General features: G+C 73.9%; 21 protein-coding genes. 12 read left to right on the top strand and 9 right to left on the bottom strand.

What is annotated here, in order from left to right:
• A partial coding sequence (locus ABZ484_RS02035) for an SDR family NAD(P)-dependent oxidoreductase (protein WP_358863950.1) occupies positions 1-260 on the bottom strand: 260 nt, incomplete at its 3' end.
• A 108-nt stretch (positions 261-368) separates the two neighbouring features.
• Between ABZ484_RS02035 and ABZ484_RS02030 the strand changes: the two genes are divergently transcribed.
• The 4 genes from ABZ484_RS02030 (at position 369) to ABZ484_RS02015 (ending at position 4704) form a co-directional block, all read left to right on the top strand.
• On the top strand, positions 369-1406 hold the full coding sequence (locus ABZ484_RS02030) for a PHP domain-containing protein (RefSeq protein WP_358863962.1): 1038 nt from the start codon (positions 369-371) through the stop codon (positions 1404-1406).
• Between the two features lie 53 nt (positions 1407-1459).
• Positions 1460-2125, top strand: coding sequence for an HAD family hydrolase (locus tag ABZ484_RS02025; protein ID WP_358863961.1), 666 nt, complete (start codon positions 1460-1462; stop codon positions 2123-2125).
• Positions 2126-2513: 388 nt separating this feature from the next.
• Positions 2514-3491 carry an SDR family NAD(P)-dependent oxidoreductase gene (locus tag ABZ484_RS02020; protein WP_358863949.1) on the top strand — a complete coding sequence of 326 codons (978 nt, stop codon included), beginning with the start codon at positions 2514-2516 and terminating at the stop codon, positions 3489-3491.
• A 184-nt stretch (positions 3492-3675) separates the two neighbouring features.
• Complete coding sequence (locus ABZ484_RS02015) at positions 3676-4704, top strand: SDR family oxidoreductase (protein WP_358863948.1); 1029 nt, start codon at positions 3676-3678, stop codon at positions 4702-4704.
• 112 nt (positions 4705-4816) lie between these two features.
• On the opposite strand, the gene ABZ484_RS02010 is transcribed toward ABZ484_RS02015, so the two are convergent.
• From ABZ484_RS02010 to ABZ484_RS02000, 3 genes are all read right to left on the bottom strand, one after another.
• Positions 4817-5071 carry a hypothetical protein gene (locus tag ABZ484_RS02010; RefSeq protein WP_358863947.1) on the bottom strand — a complete coding sequence of 85 codons (255 nt, stop codon included), beginning with the start codon at positions 5069-5071 and terminating at the stop codon, positions 4817-4819.
• 80 nt (positions 5072-5151) lie between these two features.
• A complete protein-coding gene (locus ABZ484_RS02005; RefSeq protein ID WP_358863946.1) occupies positions 5152-6021 on the bottom strand; it encodes a DUF6624 domain-containing protein in 870 nt (289 codons plus the stop codon).
• A 314-nt stretch (positions 6022-6335) separates the two neighbouring features.
• Entirely contained in the window at positions 6336-6923 is a 588-nt protein-coding gene (locus tag ABZ484_RS02000) for an ATP-binding protein (protein WP_358863945.1), read from the bottom strand.
• 257 nt (positions 6924-7180) lie between these two features.
• Here ABZ484_RS02000 and ABZ484_RS01995 point away from each other — a divergent pair, with 257 nt between their 5' ends.
• The 3 genes from ABZ484_RS01995 to ABZ484_RS01985 all read left to right on the top strand — a co-directional run bounded on the left by ABZ484_RS01995 (position 7181) and on the right by ABZ484_RS01985 (position 9359).
• Complete coding sequence (locus ABZ484_RS01995) at positions 7181-8047, top strand: helix-turn-helix transcriptional regulator (protein ID WP_358863944.1); 867 nt, start codon at positions 7181-7183, stop codon at positions 8045-8047.
• Positions 8048-8050: 3 nt separating this feature from the next.
• Complete coding sequence (locus ABZ484_RS01990; protein WP_358863943.1) at positions 8051-8305, top strand: DUF397 domain-containing protein; 255 nt, start codon at positions 8051-8053, stop codon at positions 8303-8305.
• Positions 8306-8549: 244 nt separating this feature from the next.
• On the top strand, positions 8550-9359 hold the full coding sequence (locus tag ABZ484_RS01985) for an SAM-dependent methyltransferase (protein ID WP_358863942.1): 810 nt from the start codon (positions 8550-8552) through the stop codon (positions 9357-9359).
• A gap of 26 nt (positions 9360-9385) precedes the next feature.
• On the opposite strand, the gene ABZ484_RS01980 is transcribed toward ABZ484_RS01985, so the two are convergent.
• Positions 9386-10672 (bottom strand): ROK family protein, encoded by a 1287-nt coding sequence (locus ABZ484_RS01980; RefSeq protein WP_358863941.1) that lies wholly within the window; start codon positions 10670-10672, stop codon positions 9386-9388.
• A 120-nt stretch (positions 10673-10792) separates the two neighbouring features.
• Positions 10793-11683 carry a DUF3626 domain-containing protein gene (locus ABZ484_RS01975; protein WP_358863940.1) on the bottom strand — a complete coding sequence of 297 codons (891 nt, stop codon included), beginning with the start codon at positions 11681-11683 and terminating at the stop codon, positions 10793-10795.
• A gap of 99 nt (positions 11684-11782) precedes the next feature.
• Here ABZ484_RS01975 and ABZ484_RS01970 point away from each other — a divergent pair, with 99 nt between their 5' ends.
• From ABZ484_RS01970 to ABZ484_RS01955, 4 genes are all read left to right on the top strand, one after another.
• Entirely contained in the window at positions 11783-12277 is a 495-nt protein-coding gene (locus ABZ484_RS01970) for an FBP domain-containing protein (protein ID WP_358863939.1), read from the top strand.
• A gap of 153 nt (positions 12278-12430) precedes the next feature.
• On the top strand, positions 12431-13684 hold the full coding sequence (locus tag ABZ484_RS01965) for an aromatic acid exporter family protein (RefSeq protein WP_358863938.1): 1254 nt from the start codon (positions 12431-12433) through the stop codon (positions 13682-13684).
• Positions 13685-13709: 25 nt separating this feature from the next.
• A complete protein-coding gene (locus ABZ484_RS01960) occupies positions 13710-14717 on the top strand; it encodes a hypothetical protein (RefSeq protein ID WP_358863937.1) in 1008 nt (335 codons plus the stop codon).
• Between the two features lie 124 nt (positions 14718-14841).
• Positions 14842-16092 (top strand): lactonase family protein, encoded by a 1251-nt coding sequence (locus ABZ484_RS01955; protein WP_358863960.1) that lies wholly within the window; start codon positions 14842-14844, stop codon positions 16090-16092.
• Here the strand turns inward: ABZ484_RS01955 and ABZ484_RS01950 are convergent.
• A complete protein-coding gene (locus tag ABZ484_RS01950; protein ID WP_358863936.1) occupies positions 16060-16785 on the bottom strand; it encodes a DUF2470 domain-containing protein in 726 nt (241 codons plus the stop codon). The genes ABZ484_RS01955 and ABZ484_RS01950 overlap by 33 nt on opposite strands.
• A gap of 170 nt (positions 16786-16955) precedes the next feature.
• A complete protein-coding gene (locus ABZ484_RS01945; protein ID WP_358863935.1) occupies positions 16956-17567 on the bottom strand; it encodes a TetR/AcrR family transcriptional regulator in 612 nt (203 codons plus the stop codon).
• Between the two features lie 225 nt (positions 17568-17792).
• Between ABZ484_RS01945 and ABZ484_RS01940 the strand changes: the two genes are divergently transcribed.
• A complete protein-coding gene (locus tag ABZ484_RS01940) occupies positions 17793-19394 on the top strand; it encodes a cytochrome P450 (protein WP_358863959.1) in 1602 nt (533 codons plus the stop codon).
• On the opposite strand, the gene ABZ484_RS01935 is transcribed toward ABZ484_RS01940, so the two are convergent.
• On the bottom strand, positions 19356-20231 hold the full coding sequence (locus ABZ484_RS01935; protein WP_358863934.1) for a pentapeptide repeat-containing protein: 876 nt from the start codon (positions 20229-20231) through the stop codon (positions 19356-19358). The genes ABZ484_RS01940 and ABZ484_RS01935 overlap by 39 nt on opposite strands.
• Positions 20232-20239 lie beyond the last annotated feature (8 nt).

The raw sequence follows: 20239 nt of genomic DNA, 5'->3' as shown, positions 1-20239 counted from the left end.
AGCTCCGCGGCCAGCTCGTCGAGGGCGCCCGCGGCGGCGGGCAGCCGGGTGAGGTCCATCCGGGTGACGGCGGCCCGCCGCCCTTTCCCCCGGACCTCCTCGGCGGTCTCCTCGGCGCCCTTCTCGTCGCTGTGCCAGGTGATGCCGATGTCCAGCCCCGCCTCGGCCAGCCGGACGGCGGTGGCACGGCCGATGCCGGAATCCGATCCGGTGATCACGGCCACCTTGGCGACGGCCGGCGTGGACGTGGAAGCGGACATGGCGCACTCCTCCCGCGCTGCGTCCCTGCGCAGCCTCCTGGACGAGGCATCGCAGTACCCGAGGGGCGTCCCGGGCAAACGTGGGGAACCCTGGTGACGGAGGTGGTGATGGACCCCGTCGAGGCACTGGACCGGATCGCCTTCCTGCTGGAGCGGTCGCGGGCGCCGACGTACCGCGTGCGCGCCTTCCGTACGGCGTCGCGCACGCTGTCGGACATGCCGGCCGAGGAGGTCGCGCAGCGCGCCTCGGCCGGCACGCTGGAGTCGCTCAGGGGCATCGGCCCGAAGACCGCGCAGGTGGTGCGGGAGGCGCTGGCCGGAACCGTGCCCGGCTATCTGCGGAAACTGGAGGACGAGGCGCGGGAGCCATTGGCCGACGGCGGCCGGGAGCTGCTGGCGCGGCTGCGCGGGGACTGCCATGTGCACTCCGACTGGTCGGACGGCGGCAGCCCCATCGACGAGATGGGCCGGGCCGCGGCGGGCCTCGGGCACGAGTGGGCGGTGCTCACCGACCACTCACCGCGGCTGACGGTGGCCCGCGGACTGTCCTCGGAACGGCTGCGCGAGCAGCTGGAGGTGGTGGCCGCGCTGAACGAGACCTGGGCCCCGTTCCGGCTGCTGACCGGGATCGAGTGCGACATCCTCGAGGACGGCTCGCTCGACCAGGATCCGGAACTGCTGGCGCGGTTGGACGTGGTCGTCGTGTCGGTCCACTCCAAGCTGCGGATGGACGCCCGCTCGATGACCCGCCGGATGGTGGCCGCCGTCCGCGATCCGCACTCCGACGTGCTCGGCCACTGCACCGGACGGCTGGTGACCGGGCGGGGGCGGCCGGAGTCGGAGTTCGACGCGGACGAGGTGTTCGCGGCCTGCGCCGAGACCGGTACGGCCCTGGAGATCAACAGCCGCCCGGAGCGGCTGGACCCGCCGCGGCGACTGCTGCGCCGCGCGGTCGAGGCGGGCGTGCTGTTCGCCGTCGACACCGACGCGCACGCGCCGGGCCAGCTGGACTGGCAGATCCACGGCTGTGCGCGGGCCGAGGAGTGCGGGGTGCCGCCCGAGCGCGTGGTGACCACCTGGTCACGGGAGGAACTGCTCGCCTGGGCGCGGGAGCGCCGGACGCCGTCCGGAGTGGCGAGCGCCTGACGTGGTACCCGGGCCTCCTTGGCAACCGACGTGAGCGAGGGGATGCGCCGATGGTGGACCGTGCCGCCGTGTTCGACGTCGACGGAACGCTCGTCGACACCAACCATCTCCACGTCACGACCTGGTGGGAGGCCTTCCGGCAGGCGGGTCACCGGGTGCCCATGCACGCCATCCACCGGTCCGTGGGGCTCGGCTCCACCGACCTGATCGCACACCTGCTCGGCGACGACCGCGACGAGGACCAGGACGCCCGGCTCAGTGCGGCGCACACCACGCTGTACGCCCAGTACTTCGACCGGCTGCCCGCCCTCGCCGACGCCGGGCGGCTGCTGCGGCGCCTGCACCAGGACGGCTGGACCGTGGTGCTGGCCACCTCGGCGAGCGGCCCGGAGCTGAGCGCGCTGCGCCGCGCGATCGACGCGGACGACGCCATCGCCGCCACGGCGAGCGCCGACGACGTCGAAGAGGGCAAACCCGCGCCCGAGCCGGTCGAGCACGCCCTCGAACTGGCCGGGGTGCCCGCCGAACGGGCGGTGTTCGTCGGCGACACCGTCTGGGACATGCGGGCCGGCCGCCGGGCCGGGGTGCGCTGCGTGGGGGTTCTGTGCGGCGGCATCCCGCGCGACGATCTGGAAGGGGCCGGGGCGCACGCCGTCTACGACGACCCCGCCCACCTCCTGTCGTCCCTCCCGGCCGGCCCCTTCGGCGGCACCGGTTGACCATGCCGCGCGCGCCGCATCGGATCACATCGCGCCGCATCGGATCACATCGGAGTGATACAGATCACCACATAACCTCGCAGATGCCGGAACACCGGACCGGCGTGCCCCGTTGTACCGAGCGTGGGTGCGGATGGGACAGTGTCCCCGGGCCTCACCTATTGCCCACAGGGACGATCGTTCGGCTGAAGCCCTGTGGAGCGTCTCGCCGAGAGGCGACCGCCATGCGTGCCCACACCCTGACCGCCCCGACCGTGATTCCCCCGTCCGGTCGGGGCTTTCCTCTGTCCGCCTCTTGTCCGCCTCTCCCCAGCCGACGCCGTCGGCGCCCGACGTCGAACTGTGGGCGCTTGACTTCGAGAGCACTCCAATTCGTAGCGTTCCCGGCATGAGCACTACGCAACAGCACAAGATCGGTTCGGGCTTCGGCGCGACGAGCACCGCCGACGACGTCCTCCACGGCATCGACCTCGCCGGAAAGCTGGCCATCGTCACGGGCGGCTACTCGGGCCTCGGCCTGGAGACCACGCGCGCGCTGACCCGTGTGGGCGCCCACGTGGTCGTCCCCGCCCGCCGGCCCGCCGCCGCGCGGGAGGCGCTGGAGGGCGTCGAAGATGCCGAGGTGGACGAGCTCGACCTCGGCGACCTGGACAGCGTCCGCGCCTTCGCCGAGCGGTTCCTGGCCTCTGGCCGCACCATCGACATCGTGATCGACAACGCCGGCATCATGGCCTGCCCGGAGACCCGGGTGGGGCCCGGCTGGGAGGCCCAGTTCGCGACGAACCACCTCGGCCACTTCGCGCTGGTCAACCGGCTGTGGCCGGCGATCGAGCCGGGCGGCGCCCGCGTGGTCTCGGTCTCCTCGCGCGCCCACCACTTCTCCGGCATCCGCTGGGACGACCTCCACTGGCAGCGGGGCTACGACAAGTGGCAGGCCTACGGCCAGGCCAAGACCGCGAACGTCCTGTTCGCCGTCCACCTGGACGCCCTCGCCCGCGACCGTGGCGTCCGGGCCTTCGCCCTCCACCCTGGCGGCATCCTCACCCCGCTCCAGCGCCACATCCCGAAGGAGGAGATGATCGAGCGCGGCTGGATCGACGAGAACGGCACCGTGCTGAACCCCGCCGGCTTCAAGACCCCGCAGCAGGGCGCCGCCACCCAGGTCTGGGCCGCGACCTCCCCACAACTGGACGGCCTGGGCGGCGTCTACCTGGAGGACTGTGACATCGCCGAACCGGCCCAGGAGGGCGACGAGCGGGGCGGAGTCAAGGACTGGGCCGTCGCCCCCGCCCAGGCGGCCCGCCTGTGGGACCTCTCAGCGGAGCTGACCGGCGTGAACGCGTTCGCGTCCCGGGACCGGGGCTGACCCCGACGGCGTCGGGCCCAACGGCTGCCTCGTTCCACCGGGTTGATCCGATGTGTCGACCGGGCGTTCGACCGCGCCGGCCGATCGGGCGTGGCCGATCGGACATGTCGACCGGGTCGGGTGGATCGGTGCGGACCGGGTACTCGGGGGTCCGCACCGTCCGCCCCGCCGAGAGGAGCCGCAGGTGAGCAGCGCGTCGGGCAGCAGGGTCGTCGTCACGGGCGCCACCGGCAACGTCGGGACCAGCGTCGTCAGCCTCCTCTCCGAGGATCCGGAGGTCGCCTCGGTGCGCGGCCTCGCCCGCCGGATCCCGCGGTGGTCGCCGCCCAAGACGGAGTGGGTGGCGGTCGACGTCGCGTCCGAGCAGGCCGGACTCGCCGGGCAGTTCGAGGGCGCCGACGCCGTCATCCACCTGGCCTGGGCGTTCCAGCCGACCCACGATCCGGCGACGACCTGGCGCACCAATGTGCTCGGCAGCATTCGGGTGTTCGACGCGGTGGCCGCCGCGCATGTGCCGGTGCTGGTGCACGCGTCATCGGTCGGCGCGTACTCCCCGGGGCCGAAGGACCACGCCGTGGACGAGTCGTGGCCGACCCACGGCTGGCCGGACGCCGCGTACACCCGGGAGAAGGCGTATCTGGAGCGGGCCCTGGACACCTTCGAGCGGGACCACCCGGACGTCAGGGTGGTGCGCATGCGCCCGGCGTTCCTCTTCAAGGCGGAGTCGGCGAGCGAGCAGCGCCGCATCTTCAGCGGCCGGCTCCTGCCGGGGCCGCTGGCACGGCCGGAGCTGCTGCCGTTCCTGCCGGACATCCCGGGCCTGCGCGTGCAGGCCCTGCACACGGACGACGGCGCCGAGGCCTACCGGCTGGCGCTGCGGCACGACGTGCGGGGAGCCTTCAACCTGGCCGCCGACCCGCCGCTGGACGCCGAGGTACTGGGCGAGTTGCTGGGCACCCGGCCCGTACGCCTGCCGCGGGCCGCGGCACGCTCCGCGATCGCCGCCGCCTGGGGCCTGCACCTGCTGCCCGCCTCGCCCCAGCTCTTCGACGCGGTGCTCCGCCTTCCCCTGATGGACTGCACACGGGCGCACACCGAACTGGGCTGGCGCCCGGAGCGCACGGCGACCGAGGTCATCCAGGAGTTCCTTCAGGGGCTGCGGCGCGGTGAGGGCCTGGACACCGCGCCCATGCAAGGCCGCAAGGTCGGCTGAGCCCGACGGGCACCCGATGCCCGGACGGGCACCCGATGGGCGCTCGACGCGGGCGACAGCCGCCGGCCCCGATCGGCCGCGCCCGTCGTGGCGGACGCGGGTGCGCGGCTCGTCAGCCGGGCGGCTCGTCCGGCGCGGGATGTTCGGGGTGCACGGTGGCCGCGTTCGGGCTGCCCTTGCGGCCGGTGCCCGCCTCGTCGGTGTCGGGGACGTCCTCGTCGGTGCCGGACTCGGTGCGGGCGGGCCGGCGGGCGCTGGACTGGGCCGCGTCCCAGGGGTCCTCGCCCGGCCGGGCCTGCTGGTCCGGCATGTCGCGGGGCACCGGCCGGCCGGTCTCGCCGGGGGCCTCTCGGCGGTGCTCGGTCACGGCGTGCTCCTTTCGCGTCCGTCCCTCGAAGGACGAGGCGCGGGTACCTCTCCCGTGACCCGCGAAACCTCTCGACCGCGTCAGCGGCGCAGCCGCAGTGCCCTCATCTGCTCCTCCAGCGGGCCGAGGCCGACGTCCTGCCGGCGCTCGTCGAGGGTCTCCGGCCGCCGGACCGGGTACGGGCGCAGCGTCACGGGGTTGATCCGGGTCCCGTAGTACTGCGGCTCGCCCAGTTCCACGGCGCAGTGGTCGGCGATGTAGGCGAGGTGGACGGCGGGACAGCGGCCGTCGGCGGCCGCCTGTGCGATCAGATCCCGGCATCGCAGCCTCAAGCGCAGGTCGGGGGCGTGCAGCAGGATCATCAAGGCGGCGGTCGAGGCAGCCGGTCCCACGAGGTCCGCGGCCGGCCAGCCGTGCCGCCGCACGATCGTCGCGAGGGCCTCGGCGTTGTCGCGGTGGCACTCGGCGACCCGGCGCCGACGCTCCGGAGTGGGGGCGCTGCCCGCCTTCCGGGTCAGTTCCCGGTCCTCGCCGGCCCTGCGGACCAGCTCGGCCGCCAGCGCCGAGGCGCGCTCCGCGGGCAGGTCGCCCACGGCGCCGGCCACGGGCGGCGAGTGGTCGGCGTGCGCCTCCGGACATGCGTCCGGGGCGGGTGCGGGCACGATCCCGGCTGCCGGTGCCTGCGCGGTTCCACCCTCGGGGTACGGCCCCGGCGTCCGCCGCTGATGCCGGGCCGGCGCCGGCCGGGCGGCCCGCCGCCGCGTCGCCTCCGCCACGATGGCCGTGACAGGTGTCCCCACGAAGGCGGCCGCCGGGCGCTCCACCGTCACCGGGGCCCTCGCGCCCGGTGTGTCGGACGGCGCCGGGCACGGGTGCAGGGTCCGGGCCGCCGCCGAGACCGTGTCCACCGCACGGTCCGGGTACGCCGCCCGGCTCGCGGGCTCTCCCACGCCCCTCGCTCCCCCGTTCGCGCCCGTGCGCCGATGCGGCGCCGTGGGGCCCGCACCTCCCGCCACGCCGCCGCCCTGACGCGGTACCGTCGCTCCGCGCGTCGCCGACTCCGCGCGCACCGAGCCGCCGTGGGCCCGATCGCCGGTCACCGGGCCGCCGTAGGTGCGCTCCCCGGTCACGGGGCCACCCGGGAGCGGGCCGGCGACCGGCCGTCGGCCCGGCATCGGATCACCGGCCGGTGGACGGCCCGGCACGGGGTCACCGGCCCCTGCCCGGCCAGCGGCCCGCTCGCCGGGCACCGACTCGTCGTACGTCATGACGTCCCGCCTCGCCGCCGCAGGGTGAACCACACGCGCTTGCCCGGACGGCCCGGCTCCGGCGGCGCCGTCCCCCAGTCGTCGGCGAGCGCGGCCACGATGGACAGCCCGCGCCCCGACTCGGCCCCGGGATCCGCCGTCCGGAGCCGGGGCAGCGCCGGCGAGCGGTCGGCCAGCGTCACCCGCAGGCCACGGGCGCTCCACTCGACGGTGAGCGTGACCGTGTCGCGCGGGTCGGTGCTCGCGTGTCTGACCGCGTTGGCGAACAGCTCGTCCGTCGCCAGCACCGCGCTGTCGCACTGGTCGGCCGGGAGTCGCAGCCCGGTGAGGTGTTCCGTCACAAGGCGTCGCACCGCCGACGCCCAGGAAGGGTCGGCGGGCACCGTGGAGCGCAGGCGGCCGGGGTGAGGGGGCCCGCCCCGTGGGACGGGGTCGTCCAGGGCGGGTCCCCCGGACTCGGGTGCCCCGGGCTCGGGTGCCCCGGTGACGCCGGTGGCCCCCGGGGGCCGGACCAGAGCGGTCGGTGTGCCACAGCCGACCGGGCCGTCCTCGGCGTTCGGCTGTCCGTCGGTCACGGTGGTCATCCAGGTCTCGCCTCGCAGTCCCGTGCGGTGGGGGGCGGGCACCGTACCTGTCGGATCATCAGCTCCGGTGCCCCCGCGTCCAGTTGGCCGTCATCACGGCGGCCGGTGCGGCAGCTCCCCGGATCACTATGATGTGGCACACACTCAGCTCGCAACCTGCGTTCTGATAATTTCAGACAGTCGCGCATCACCCTGTATCTGGGCGCGGACGGCATGGCACACTGCACGCTGTGACGGGCCGTTCCAGGAGGTCAGGAGTGAGCGAGAACCGCTCTGGGGGCAGCGCGCCCACGGTCCTGAGGATGGTCCTCGGCAAGCGCCTGCGCCAACTGCGGGAGCAGGCCGGAGTGTCCTTCGAGGACGCGGCACGGGCCATCGAGGTCACCCCGTTGACGGTCCGCCGCATCGAGAAGGCCGAGGTCGGGCTGCGTATCCCGTACGTCAGGGAGCTGCTGCGCGCCTACGGGGTCCCGGCCGCGGAGATCGACGACTTCGCCGCGATGGCCAGGGAGGCCAACAAGCCCGGATGGTGGTACAAGTACCGCGACGTACTGCCCGAGTGGTTCAAGGCCTATGTGAGCCTGGAGAGCGAGGCGAGCGTCATCCGCCTCTACGAACCCCACTACGTCCCCGGCCTGTTGCAGACGCCCGAGTACGCCTCCGCGCTGCTGCGCGTGGGTTTCCCCAACGAGTCGAAGGAGGGGCTCGCCCGCCGTGTGGACCTGCGCGTCAGGCGCCAGGACCTGCTCGCCAAGCCGGACGCCCCGGTGCTGTGGGCCATCCTGGACGAGACGGTGCTGCGCCGTCCCGTCGGCGGGGCCGAGGTGATGCGGGCCCAACTGGACCGGCTCGTCGAGGCCCTGGACGTGCCGAAGGTGCGGATCCAGATCATGCGTTTCGCCGTGGGGGCCCACCCGGGCGCCTACGGCCCCTTCCACCACTTCCGCTTCGGATTCTCCGAACTGCCCGACGTCGTCTACACCGAGAACCTCGCGGGGTCCGTCTACTACGACCGTCCGGAGGACGTCGTCGCCTACCTCGAAGTACTGGACCGGATGTCCGTACAGGCGGAACCGGTCATCCGCACCAGGGAGATCCTGGCCGAACTGCGTAAGGAGTTGTGATCCATGGCATCCAAGGCATCCGGCGTCCCCGTCCGCAACGGCATGCCCGCCGGCGAACTGGGCCGCGAGGGCTGGCACAAGCCCTGGAGCGGCACCAACGGCGGCTCCTGCGTCGAGGCCAAGCGCCTGCCCGACGGCAGGGTGGCCGTGCGCCAGTCCACCGACCCCGACGGCCCCGCGCTCATCTACACCCGGGAAGAGATGATCACCTTTCTCGAGGGTGCGAAGGCGGGCCTGGCGGACTTCCTGGTCGACTGACCCGGGGACCGCGACCGGACCAGGGCCGGACAGCGGCCGGGCCCCGGCCGAACCGGGCCCGGGCCGCCGGCCGGCCCGACCACGCGGGACCACCCGCACGACACCTCCCGCCGTGCGGGTGGTCCCGCTCCGCCCCCATCGCCCACGGTGAGGGAGCGAATCACCAACTCGAGCCATCCGTACGGACGTTGACGGTAGCTTGGACGGACCGCAGACCGCGTGTGACGTACAGCAGGAGAACTCCATGGCAGACGAGCGGCTCACCCCCGACCAGGACGCGTTGTCCAAGATCGACACGACGGTGCCGCACTCGGCCCGTATCTGGAACTACTGGATGGGCGGCAAGGACAACTACGAGGTGGACCGCATCGCGGGCGACGCCTACCGCGAGCACGCGCCCACCATCGAGACGATGGCCCGCGCCTCCCGCCAGTACCTGATCCGCGCGGTGACCTATGTGACCGGCGAACTCGGCATGCGCCAGTTCCTCGACATCGGCACCGGGCTGCCGACCTACGACAACACCCATCAGGTCGCCCAGCGCCTCGCCCCCGAGTCGCGCATCGTGTACGTCGACAACGACCCGCTGGTGCTGCGTCACGCCCAGGCCCTGCTCACGAGTACCCGGGAGGGTGTCACCGAGTACATCGACGCGGACCTGCACGACCCGGAGAGGATCATCGAGCGGGCCGCGAAGACCCTGGACTTCGACCGGCCGGTCGCCCTGATGCTCATGGGCATCCTCGGCCACATCCAGGACTACGAGGAGGCGAAGTCGATCGTCCGCCGCCTCCAGGCCGCCCTGCCCTCCGGCAGCTGCTTCGTCCACTACGACAGCACCGACACCGACCAGGCGCTCAAGGAGGCCCAGCAGGGCTACGACGACACCGGCGCCATCCCGTACGTCCTGCGCAGCCCGGAGCAGCTCGCCGCCTACTACGAGGGGCTCGAGCTGGTCGAGCCGGGCATCGTCTCCTGCCCGCTGTGGCGCCCCGAGCCCGGCACGGACCCCGCGCCCACGGACATCCACGGCGGCGTGGCCCGCAAGCGCTGACGCGCCGGGTAGGTACTCTCGCGGTCCTATGACCCGCGCTCGTCCAGCGCCGCCCGCCAGGCCGGGAGCCGGTCCTCCGGCTCCGGTTCGGCGCGGCGGCCGCCCCGGGCGAAGAAGTCGGCGAGCGGCAGGATGGCCGCTCCGACGGTGACCGCGTCGGGACCCAGGCGCCCCAGTTCGACGGTCACCTTCTCGGCCGGATGGCGCAGGGCGTACGCCGTGGCGTGGCGGCGTACGGCGGGCAGGAAGCGGGCCCCCAACTGGAGGCCCGCCCAGCCGCCGATGAGGATGCGCTCGGGCTGGAACAGGTTGATCAGGTCGGACAGACCGGCGCCCAGGTACTCGGCGGTCTCCTCGAGCACGGCGAGCGCCACGGGGTCGGCGGCCGTGCCCTCGGGCGGGTAGGCGGCGGCCAGCATGGCGGTCAGCGCGGTCTCCTCGTCGGTGCCGCGCGGCGGCTCTCCCCCTTCCTCGCGCCAGCGGGCCAGCAGCGACTCCGCGCCGGCGTACGCCTCCAGGCAACCGAGCGCTCCGCACCGGCACCGGCGGCCCCGGACGCGGACGGTCAGGTGTCCCCACTCGACGGCCCGGCCGCGTTCGACCTCGGGCGTGACCAGGCAGGCGCCGACGCCGGAGCCGAAGAGCACCACGACCGCGTTGCCCGCGCCGCGCCCCGCGCCGAACCACATCTCGGCCTGGCCCAGCGTCTTGGCGCCGTTGTCGATGAAGTACGGGATGTTCTCCGGCAGTTGCGAGCCGCCGCGGAGCAGCGCCTCCAGGGGTACCGCGTCCCAGCCGATGGTCTGCCCGTGCACGACGGCGCCCCGGTCCCCGGTGCGCTCGACGATGCCGGGGACGCCGATGCCGACACCGAGGAGCCGCTCGGGGGGCGGCCCGGCGGCGGCCAGGACCTCGGCGATCCCGTCCCGGATGTGCCCGGTGATCACCTCGACGTCGTAGCGCTGCGCCGCGAGCGGCCGCTCGGCGCGCGCCAGCTCCGTGAGGGTGAGGTCGAAGAGCTCGATGCGCACCCGGGTCTCGCCGACGTCCACACCGATCATGTGACCGCTGTCCGGGGCCACGCGCAGCAGGGTGCGCGGGCGTCCACCGTCGGAGTCGACGCTGCCGGCCTCCTCGACCAGGCCGTCGGCGATCAGGTCGGCCACGACGTTGCTGATCGAACCGGAACTCAGCCCGGTGGCCGGGCCGAGCTCGAAACGGCTGAGGGGGCCGTCGAAGTACAGCCTCTGCAGGACGGCCGTACGGTTGCCCCGCCTGAGATCGCGCACCGTGCGCCCGTTCCGCCCCGCCATGTGGCTCCCTTGTCCGAATCCATCCCGACCCATCCCGACCTGCAACATACCGCTGCGAGCCATGATGGCGCGACTTCTTCGCACCCTTAGTCCACGTAATAAATTAAGACGTGGGACCGATCAGGGCGCGTGACCCGCGCTCACCCGAGGCACGCACGCCGTCCCCGCACCCTCGGGCGCCCCGTGCCGGGCGAGAGTGTGCCAGACCATCTTCAGGTCCTGCGCCGCGTACCGGCCGGTGCGGGCCGCTTCGCCGATGATCCTCGGGTCCAGCCGGCCGTCCTCGGCGATCCGGGCGCCGAGGTCCGCGTACTCCCGGCCGCGGTAGTCGGCGTGGCGGCGCAGCGCGGCCACCGTGATCCGGTAGCCGGGGTGCCATGCGAGCGGGCACGGCAGGTTCCGGGCGTCGGCCTCGACGGACGTGCCCCGGTAGCTCGCGTCCAGGACCAGCGCCTCGACGTCCCGGGCGAGGTCGACCCCGCCGTGGACCTGGGCCTCGATGTAGTCGTCGAGGGCGTCCCGCTCGTCGGCCTCGGCGAGCGCGACCAGCGGCATCGCGGCGGCGGTGCCGAAGTCGGCGGGTTCGGCGGCGCTGTCCGGGTAGCAGAAGGTGGCGCGGGCGAGCGCCGCCGCGGTGAGCCGGAAGTGCGAGGAACCGAACCGCGGGGCCGCGCCGACCACCTGGCGGCGGAAGTCCAGGGCGCCGTAGACGGGCCGCTCGGTCGCCGGCGCGTCGTCGTAGGCGCCGCCGAAGATCCGGCTCTCCCAGCGCCATCGGTCGCCGCCGGGGTGCGCGGTGAGACCGCCGTTGCTGGTACCGGTCACGAACTGCGAGTGGTACGCGCCGTCGCGGGCGAGCGCCTGGAGGACGGGCAGCCCGCCGCAGAGCCGGTCCGGGTGGAGGTTCAGGGTGATGCGCAGGTCCGGATCGACGGCCGGGCCCGTCGACAGCCCGGTGACATGCCGCAGCGCGGCCCGCGCCCGCCGGGGGCGCACGCCCTCGATATCCATTGGATCCCCTCCCGAAAGCTGTTTACCCTAGGCGTGAAACTAAAAGTTTTAGGCACGCGCGCGCTGACGTGCGATGCCCCCGACGCACCGGAGCCTCCCATGAGACCACTCACCGAGCAGGACATCCGCAACTCCTTCGTCAACTGCTCCAAGGGCGAGGCCAGGCGCCTGGCCGTGCCGCGCGATCTCGACGAGCGCCCCTGGGACGACCTCGACTTCCTGGGCTGGCGGGATCCGGGCGCGCCCGACCGCAGCTACCTGGTGACCGAGCGGGCCGGGGGCCTGGTGGGCATCGCCCTGCGCTTCCCGTCCTCCCAGCGCGGCTTCCTGCACCGCAGCATGTGTTCGGTGTGCCTGACCACGCACCGCGGCGGCGGGGTGTCCCTGATGACCGCCCGCAAGGCCGGCGCGGCCGGCCGCGAGGGCAACTCGGTCGGTGTGTACATGTGCACCGACCTGGCCTGCTCCCTGTACGTGCGGGGCAAGAAGGTCCCGGACTCCGGGGCCCGCTTCGAGGAGAGCCTGACCGTCCAGGAGCAGATCGCCCGTGCGACCGGCAATCTGTCCGCCTTCCTCGACAAGCTCGACGCCTGACCACCGGGACCGGCCCGCAGGGCACCGGCGCGGGAGGGCCGATGCCGAGGCGGGCACCGGGCGTCCGATGCGCCGGTGAGCGCGGACGTCCGTCCGATGCGCCGGTGAGGGCGGGACGTTCGATGCGCGGGTGAACGGGGAACAGCGCAAGGGATGCGAGATGTACGTGAGTGGACGGCACCCCTGCTACGACTGGTGCGCCGGCACCGGGACCCCGTCGTCGTTCAGGCGCTGCGGTCGACGGTCGCGGCGACGATCGCGTACGTCATCGCCAAGCAGCTGAGCCCTGAGCCGGCACCGCTGACCGCTCCCCTGACGGCTCTGCTCGTCGTCCAGGTCACCCTGTTCGCCACGCTGACCACCAGCATCCGCCGGGTGAACTCGGTGGTGGCGGGGGTGCTCGTCGCCATCGCCTTCTCCCTGCTGGTGGGGCTGACCTGGTGGAGCCTGGCACTGGTGATCCTGGCCGGGCTCGCCGTCGGGCACCTGGTGCGGGTGGACGAGTTCGTGGCCGAGGTGGCGATCAGCGCCATGCTGGTCCTCGGGGTCACCACCGTCGGCAGCACGGGCTGGGCGCGGATCGTGGAGACGCTGATCGGCGCGGTGGTCGGCATGGCGTGCAATCTGCTGCTCGCTCCCCCGGTGTGGACCGAACGCGCGGGCGAGTCGATCGACGGGCTGGCGCGCCGGATGCGGCAGCTGATGCTGCACATGGGCGACGAGGTGGCCGGTCGCCCCCCGGTGGAGCGTACGGCCGCCCGGCTGCACGAGGCGCGCCGCCTGGACCACGACATCGCCGACGTGGACGCCGCACTGCGGCAGGCCGAGGACAGCCTGCGGCTCAACCCCCGGGTGCGTGAGGGCCTGCTGCACCGGGTGGTGCTGCGCACGGGGCTGGACACACTGGAGATCTGCACGGTCGTGCTGCGGGTGCTGGCCCGCACCTTCACCGACCTGACCAAGGCGCGCGAGCCCGAACCCCTCTTCTCGTCGCAGACCGGTCCGCTGGTGCAGCAGCTGCTGTCCGAGATCTCCGACGCCGTGGTCAGCTATGCGGTGCTGGTGACCACCGATGTGAGCGTGAGCGCCGAGTCGGCCGAGTCCCGGCTCACCGCCGAGCTGCGGCAGGCGGCGGCCACCCGCGACAAGCTGGCGCAGCTGCTGCTGGAGGAGGTGCAGCGGGACGCGAGCCAGTGGCAGCTGCACGGCGCGGTGCTCACCGAGGTCGACCGCATCCTCGACGAGATGGACATCGAGCACCGTTCGAAGCGGCTGCTGGAGGAGCTGGACCTGCACACCCGCGCGCAGCGCGCCCGCAGGTCCCGGCTGACCCGGTTCGCGGACCGGCTGGGGGCGCCGGTCAGGCTGGGGCGGAACCGTGAGGAGGCCGTGGGGCGTTCTCTGTGACAGGACTACGGAGGGGGACGGGCACGTGGCCGACACGACGGTACGGATCGACGGGAACAGCCTGTTGCTGCCGGGCGGTGTGGCGGTGCGGTTCATACGCACCCTGAGGCTGCCGGAGACGGGCACGCACCGGCTGCCGCCGGGGCTCGGGGAGTTCCCGCTGCGGCGGGTGGCGGACTACCCGGACACGGTGCCGGAGCAGTGGCGGGCGCGGGGCGGGGTGATGCTCCCGGTGTATCTGCGCGAGGCGATGTGGCTGAGCTTCGCCGGTACGACCCGCCCGGCCGCGTTGCAGGTCGGCGTGGGCAAGGTGTGCGCCGTCTCGGGCCGGCCGTGGAGCGACCGGCTCTCGCGCGATCCGCAGAACTACCTGGCGCTGCCGCGCCAGCCCTGGCTGGACGGCATCAACTCCGGCAAGGGCACGGTGCGCCAGTTCGTCGCGGTGCCGCTGGGCCTCGGGGCGACCGTGGAGGGTCAGGTCACGGGCGAGGAGGTGTGGGGCGGTGTGCAGTTGCAGTCGTTCCCGCTGAGCGAGGCCGCGCTGGCCAGGTGGCAGGAGCAGCAGGCGCGGCAGGGGGTGCTGCGGCGGCGGCTGCCGGCCGCCCCGGCCGCCGCCCCGCCCGCTCCGGGGGCTGCGCCCCGGGCGTACGGCGCCGCGATGGGGCTCGGCGTCGGCGGCTCGATGCACCAGGAGGTGTACCGGGACGAACGGCCGCCCGGCGACTGGGCCGAAGAACCCGCCGGACGGGTGTTCGTGCATCTGGTGACGCCCCCGGAGTGGCGCCGCATCACCGGCGAGGCTCCCCCGCCCTCCCCGGTGGACCGCGCCGCGTACACACGCGCGGGCCTGCCCTGGTTCGACTACTACGACCAGGACGCCGAGGACCTCGCCCCCGCGGACGGCCTGGGTTCGGTGCGGCCGGTCGGGGACTGGCTCGGTGACGACCACGAGCCCTGGCAGGAACCGTCCCCGCACCAGATCACCCCGCTCAAGGACGCCCCGGGCAAGCCCGTGGACGACGGCACCTGGTAGGCCCGGCACCCGGAGGCGGTCCATTGCACCCTGTGCAACCGCGGTTGCCGGTCTTGCACTTCAGCGGTGGTCCAGGCCAAGGTGGCCTGTGACGACCGACGCAGTCGAGACCTGGGGTGCGGGCATGGACGGTGGGGCACGGGCGGCACGCGGAGACTGGAGCCGACGCCGGTTCGTCGGGGCCATGGGCGGTGTCGCGGCGATGGCGGCCGTTCCGGCTCCGGCACGTCCGGGGCCCGAGCGCGGGTCCGGCTCCGCATCCGAGGCCGGGGCCGGGCAGGCGCCGAACGGGACGGCCGCGCCCGGGCCGGCGGCGCGCTCCGGGACACCGGCGGGCAGGCCGTCCGGGCCGCGCCCGCTGTACCTGGGCACCTACACGTCCGTGGAGGGCGGCGGCACGGGCATCGGCCTGGCGGTGTACGACCCGGTCACGGGTGCCGTGACCGGCCGGGGGACCCTCACCGGGGTCGCCGACCCCTCCTACCTCGCGGCGCACCCGAACGGCCGGACACTGTACGCCGTCGACGAGCGCCCCGACGGCGGCGTGACCGCCGTACGGCTCGCCGACCACAAGGTGCTCGGCACCCGCTCCACCGGCGGTGCGGGCCCCTGCCATCTGTCCGTGCACCCCGGCGGGCGCTGGCTGCTGAGCGCCAACTACCAGTCCGGCAGCGTGGCCGTGCATCCGATCGACGGCTCGGGGGCGCTCGGCGAGCGCACCGACCTGGTCACCCACTCCAGCCCGCCGCCCGGTCCCGGACAGCAGGGCCCGCACGCCCACCAGTTCGTCACGGCCCCGGACGGCCGCCACGTCCTCTCCGTCGACCTCGGCACCGACACCGTCTACACCTACCGCCTGGACACCCGCACCGGCAGGCTCGCCGAGACCTCCCAGGCGCACACCCGGCCCGGCGCCGGGCCGCGCCACCTGACCTTCCACCCCGGCGGCCGGTACGCCTACCTGGCCGACGAGGTCGACGACACGGTCACCGTGTGCGCCTACGATCCGCCGACCGGGCGGCTGACCCTCGGCCGGCCGCAGCCCACGGGCTCCGGCCCGGGCACGAACTATCCAGCGCAGATCCTGGTCACCGCCGACGGCCGGTTCGCCTACCTCGCCAACCGGGGCGACAACAGCCTGGCGCGCTACGCGGTCGAGGCGGGCGGGTCCCGGCTCAGGCTGCTGGACACCGTGCCGGTGGCCGGTGACTTCCCGCGCCAGATCGCCTTCTCGCCGGACGGCGGGCTGCTGTTCGCGGCGAACCAGAAGTCGAGCACGGTCAGCGTCTTCCATGTGGACCGGGTGAGCGGCGCGCTGCGGCTCGCGGGTGAGCCGTTCGCCTCACCGGTCGCCGTCTGCGCGCTGCCGTTGTAGGGGACGCGGGCAGGAGGCCGCGGCCGCCTGGGCGAGCAGGACGTGCATGCGCTCGGTGAGCTGGGCGATGTCGTCGGCGGGTGCGTGGAAGGGCAGGCGTACGTCGCCGTCGGTGCGGGCACGCTCGACGCGCAGGGTCAGCGCGTGCCGGTCCACGGCGAGCGGCCGTACGCGCACCGCGCCGTGCAGGCTGTCGGGCCCGACGAGCCGGCTGAGCCGTTCCACCGCCTCGGGGTGGGCGTCGGCGAGGTGGGTGAGCAGCCGGGCCTCCGCCAGGGCCAGCGGGTCGGGCGCCGCGGCGGCGAACTCCCCGGGGTCGACCGCGACGGCGCCGGACGGCTCCCGCAGCACCACGCGCGTCGGGCGGAACACCGGGTGCTCGCCCTCGTCGGTGAACCGTCCGGCGAGCCACAGGCGGGCGCGGACGCGCCTGCGTACGGGGACGGGTGCGACGTCGGCGAACTCCACCACGGCGGGCAGCTCACCGCGTGGCGCGCAGAAGGCGCTCGCGCTCAGGGCGCCGCCCTCGGACGGGCGCAGGCGCACCCGGCCGTCCTCGTCCACGGTGTGCGCGCCGACGAAGTCCTCCCGGCCGCCCTCGGCGGTCACCGCGCAGGACCACGCGGCGGCGAGCACGGACCGCGCCCGCTGTGCCGCGCCGGGCACCGCCGCCCAGGTGTGGCTGTCACCCATACCGACCTCCTCATTAGGTAAGCCTTGCCTAACTTACAGAAGATCGAGGCGCACGCCAACCAGGCAGCGGGCGTGGACAGAAGCACCTCGGGGGCGTGCGGAGGCTCGGGCCGCGACGGGACAGGGCGTGCGCGGCGACCCCCGGCCGGACAGGGGCGCCCGGCGCTCGCTCAGGGCGCGAGCACGCCCAGCAGCGCCCGCGCGCACAGGTCCCGCACCTGTTCGCGCGTCAGGTCCGAACGGCGCAGCCACTCCAGGCAGACGGCGGTGGTGAACGCCAGCCAGCCGCGCACCGCGAGTTCGAGGTCGGGGCGCCGGGCGGCGAGCGGGCCGAACTCGGGATCCGCCGCGAGCGCGGCCAGGATCTGCCGTTCCTGGGCGGCCAGAGCCCGCTGGTAGACACGGCGCACGGCCTGGTCGCCCGCCGCGTCCGCGCGGTGGAAGGCGCGGTAGCCGTGGGCGTGGGCCCGGACGTACTCCAGGTAGGTGTCCAGCCCCGCCGCGAGCTGCTCCCGCACCGGCACCCCGGGCGCGGCCGCGGTCATCCGCAGCATCCGCTCGCTCTCCCGCTCCACGACGGCCGCGAAGAAATCCCGTTTGGTCGGGAAGTAGTGGTAGAGCAGCCCCCGCGAGACACCCGCTATCTCGGCGACCTGCTCGATCCACACGTCGTCGTAGGGACTCTCGGAGAACAGCCGCGCCCCGACCGACAGCAGCTGCTCGCGGCGTTCCTCCGTGCTGAGCCGGCGGCGCGTGCGCTGCTCCCCCTGGTTCGCGGCCATGCCCGCACTCTACTTGACGCCGGTTCAACAACCGGACCAGACTGAAAACCGCTATTGAATCCACGTACAACACCAACGGCGAGCGGGGAGACGAGCGGCATGGGGCAGACGACGACCGGAACCGGACCGGCCGGACCGGCCGGACCCGTCGGATCCACCGAAACCACCGGATCCGCCGGATCTGCCGGATCTGCCGGATCAGTCGGGCCAGTCGGGGCAGTCGGACTGCCGAAAGGATTCCGCGGTGCGGAGCTGGGCTGGCCGGAGCTGCACCGCATCCCCCATCCGCCGCACCGGCTTCCGCTCCTCGGCGATGTGCTCGGCGCCGACCGGCGCACGCCCGTGCAGGATTCGATGCGCTACGCCCGCGCGCTCGGCCCGATCTTCCGGCGCAGGGTGTTCGGCAAGGAGTTCGTGTTCGTCTGGGGCTCGCGGCTGGCCGCCGACCTGGCGGACGAGACACGCTTCGCCAAACATGTGGGCCTCGGCGTGGCCAACCTGCGGCCGGTCGCCGGGGACGGCCTGTTCACGGCGTACAACCACGAGCCCAACTGGCAGCTGGCGCACGACGTCCTGGCCCCGGGCTTCAGCCGGGAGGCGATGGCCGGCTATCACGTGATGATGCTGGACGTGGCCGCCCGGCTCACAGACCACTGGGACCGCGCGCTCGCCGCCGGCCACACCGTGGACGTGCCCGGTGACATGACCAAGCTGACCCTGGAGACCATCGCGCGCACCGGCTTCGGGCACGACTTCGGCTCCTTCGAGCGCCCCCGCCCGCACCCGTTCGTCACCGCGATGGTCGGCACCCTCTCCTACGCGCAGCGGCTCAACACCGTCCCGGCCCCGCTGGCCCCCTACCTGCTGCGGGGTGCGACCCGCCGCAACACCGCCGACATCGCCCACCTCAACCGCACGGTCGACGACCTCGTCCGCGCCAGGCGCACGGCGGGCGCGGACGGGGCCGGGAACGGGGACCTGCTCGACCGGATGCTGGAGACGACCCATCCGGAGACCGGGGAGCGGCTGTCCCCCGAGAACGTGCGCCGCCAGGTGATCACCTTCCTGGTCGCGGGCCACGAGACCACCTCCGGCGCGCTGTCCTTCGCGCTCCACTACCTCGCCCGGCACCCGGAGGTCGCGGCCCGCGCCCGGGCCGAGGTGGACCGTGTGTGGGGGGACACGCCGGCGCCCGGCTACGAGCAGGTCGCCAAACTGCGCTATGTGCGCCGGGTGCTGGACGAGTCGCTGCGGCTCTGGCCGACCGCGCCCGCCTTCGCCCGCGAGGCCGTGCGGGACACGGTGCTGGCCGGGGAGCATCCGATGCGCCGGGGCGCCTGGACGCTGGTGCTGACGACGATGCTGCACCGCGACCCCGAGGTGTGGGGCGCGGACGCGGAGCGGTTCGACCCGGACCGGTTCGAGGCGCGGGCCGTACGGGCCCGGCCGCCCCACGTCTTCAAGCCGTTCGGCACCGGGGCCCGGGCCTGTATCGGCCGCCAGTTCGCCCTGCACGAGGCGACCCTGGTCCTCGGCCTGCTGCTGCGCCGCTACGAGCTGCACGCCGATCCGGCCTACCGGCTGAAGGTGACCGAGCGGCTGACCCTCATGCCGGAGGGCCTGCGGCTGCGCCTTGAGCGGCGGACGGCCCCCGCCACGCCGCCGGCCCCAAAATCGGGCCCATCCGGGGTGGCCCGGGTCGCGGTCCCGGACGACCGGGTCCCGATCCCGAACGACCGGAGTCCGGCCTCTGACGACCGGGTTCTTGTCGCGGACGAGGAGGGACGCTCAGCTCCGCGCTGTCCAGTGCACCGGACGGCCGACTGACACCGGCAGCCGGGTGCCCTCGCTGCCACGGGCCGCGTCGAGCTGCGGCTGGGTCAGGAAGAACGCACCGGTCAGATCCGCGTCCGTGAGGTCGGCGTCCCGCAGGTCGGCGCCGATCAGATCCGCACCGCGCAGATCGGCGCCGGTGAGGTCGGCGGCGATCAGATAGGCGCCGCGCAGGCTGACCCCGCGCAGATCGGCGCCCCGCAGCCGGGCGCCGATCAGGTCTGCGCCCCGCCGGTCCTTGCCCTTGCCGCCCTTGCCCTTCGTGCCACGCACCGCGGACCGGGCCAGCTCGCTGGTGCGCAGCAGGAGCACGTTGACGTCCTGGCGGTGGGCGCCGACGTCGAGCCCGGTGAGTTCCTCGGGCGGCAGCAGGGTGAGCCGCTCGGTCTTCTCCAGGGCCCGGCGCAGGTCGGCGTGGACAGGGCGGGCGGCGGGCAGACTCAGCGCCTCGGTCAGGTACCAGAGCAATTCGTGCAGCTGGCGGACCACCGGAAACACCTCGAACATCCGCCGGGCGTCCTCTCGGGAGCCGTCATGCCAGTCCCGGCCGGCGAAGGTGACCTGGGAGACCTTCTGGCCGGCGCCGAAGCAGTCGTAGACCGTACAGCCGGTGAAGCCCTTCTGCCTCAGCCGCGCGTGGATGCCGCACCGGTGGTCGCCCTGGAGGTTCGGGCAGGGCTTCCCGGCCGGCTTGTCGAGCGCGAAGTCCGCCGAGGCGGCGAAGGGCAGGGCGACGCAGCACAGCCCGAAGCAGCGCGCGCAGTCGCCGCGCAGGTCGGGCCGGTGGGCCACGTCGGGCCGGCCGGTCGTGCCGGCTGTCTGATCTGGCATGCCGTCCA

It is taken from the genome of Streptomyces sp. NPDC006393 (assembly GCF_040628575.1).
Lineage (GTDB): Bacteria > Actinomycetota > Actinomycetes > Streptomycetales > Streptomycetaceae > Streptomyces.
The sequence above is the reverse complement of the archived record's forward strand: the minus strand, read 5'-3'. Positions and strand labels throughout refer to the sequence as shown.

Bases quoted from the DNA above. Each gene is read 5' to 3' on its own strand.
- ABZ484_RS01950 (WP_358863936.1), bottom strand. From the start codon at position 16,785: ATGGGTGACAGCCACACCTGGGCGGCGGTGCCCGGCGCGGCACAGCGG.
- ABZ484_RS01935 (WP_358863934.1), bottom strand. From the start codon at position 20,231: ATGCCAGATCAGACAGCCGGCACGACCGGCCGGCCCGACGTGGCCCAC.
- ABZ484_RS01990 (WP_358863943.1), top strand. From the start codon at position 8,051: ATGGCATCCAAGGCATCCGGCGTCCCCGTCCGCAACGGCATGCCCGCC.
- ABZ484_RS01975 (WP_358863940.1), bottom strand. From the start codon at position 11,683: ATGGATATCGAGGGCGTGCGCCCCCGGCGGGCGCGGGCCGCGCTGCGG.
- ABZ484_RS01980 (WP_358863941.1), bottom strand. From the start codon at position 10,672: ATGGCGGGGCGGAACGGGCGCACGGTGCGCGATCTCAGGCGGGGCAAC.
- ABZ484_RS01955 (WP_358863960.1), top strand. From the start codon at position 14,842: ATGGACGGTGGGGCACGGGCGGCACGCGGAGACTGGAGCCGACGCCGG.
- ABZ484_RS01985 (WP_358863942.1), top strand. From the start codon at position 8,550: ATGGCAGACGAGCGGCTCACCCCCGACCAGGACGCGTTGTCCAAGATC.
- ABZ484_RS01970 (WP_358863939.1), top strand. From the start codon at position 11,783: ATGAGACCACTCACCGAGCAGGACATCCGCAACTCCTTCGTCAACTGC.
- ABZ484_RS01945 (WP_358863935.1), bottom strand. From the start codon at position 17,567: ATGGCCGCGAACCAGGGGGAGCAGCGCACGCGCCGCCGGCTCAGCACG.
- ABZ484_RS02030 (WP_358863962.1), top strand. From the start codon at position 369: ATGGACCCCGTCGAGGCACTGGACCGGATCGCCTTCCTGCTGGAGCGG.
- ABZ484_RS02020 (WP_358863949.1), top strand. From the start codon at position 2,514: ATGAGCACTACGCAACAGCACAAGATCGGTTCGGGCTTCGGCGCGACG.
- ABZ484_RS02000 (WP_358863945.1), bottom strand. From the start codon at position 6,923: ATGACCACCGTGACCGACGGACAGCCGAACGCCGAGGACGGCCCGGTC.
- ABZ484_RS01965 (WP_358863938.1), top strand. From the start codon at position 12,431: ATGCGAGATGTACGTGAGTGGACGGCACCCCTGCTACGACTGGTGCGC.